The 931-nt window shown below is 46.9% G+C and carries 1 pseudogene; it reads left to right on the top strand.

What is annotated here, in order from left to right:
• Window positions 1–931 (top strand): annotated as a pseudogene (locus tag R7Z47_RS24220) (excinuclease ABC subunit UvrA); the annotation flags it as partial.

Below are 931 nucleotides of genomic sequence, written 5' to 3'. Positions count from 1 at the left end.
TCGTGGTCGACCGATTCAAAGTTCGCCCAGATCTGCAACAACGTTTAGCAGAGTCATTTGAGACGACGCTAGAGCTTTCTGGTGGTATTGCGGTGATTGCTCCGATGGATGGCGATGGGGAAGAAATCATCTTTTCAGCGAACTTCGCTTGTCCGCAATGTGGCTACAGCATGCAAGAGCTGGAACCGAGATTGTTCTCATTTAACAACCCAGCAGGCGCGTGTGGAACTTGTGATGGCTTGGGTGTACAACAGTATTTTGATCCAAGCCGAGTGATTCAAGATGACTCACTCAGTTTGGCACAAGGTGCCATTCGTGGTTGGGATCAAAAGAATTACTATTACTTCCAAATGCTGACTTCATTGGCGGATCATTATGGATTTGATTTGCATGCTCCGTTCAACTCTCTGCCAAAGAAAACGCAAGACGTTATTCTCAAAGGCTCAGGCCGCACCGAGATCGAGTTTAAGTACATCAATGATCGCGGCGACATTCGTGTAAAGCGCCACCCATTCGAAGGGATTTTAAATACGCTTGAACGTCGTTACCGCGATACCGAGTCCAACTCCGTTCGAGAAGAGTTAGCTAAATACATCTCGACAAAATCATGCTCAAGCTGTGGCGGTACTCGTCTACGCCTTGAAGCACGTAATGTATTTATTGCCGATACTACCTTACCTGAGATCGTTGAGCTCAGTATTGCAGATGCCCTTACCTTCTTCCAAACACTCAAGCTAGAAGGTCAACGTGCGCAAATCGCAGAAAAGGTCATGAAGGAGATCAATGATCGTCTACAGTTCCTTGTAAATGTGGGCTTGAACTACCTTAATTTATCCCGGAGTGCAGAGACACTATCCGGTGGCGAAGCACAACGCATTCGCTTAGCGAGCCAAATTGGTGCAGGTCTTGTTGGTGTCATGTACGTCTTAGA

Origin of the sequence: Vibrio sp. 1641 (assembly GCF_033339995.1) — a bacterium.
GTDB classification, from domain to species: Bacteria; Pseudomonadota; Gammaproteobacteria; order Enterobacterales; family Vibrionaceae; genus Vibrio; species Vibrio alginolyticus.
Note: the sequence above shows the minus strand (reverse complement) of the source record. Positions and strands in the feature narration are given on the sequence as shown.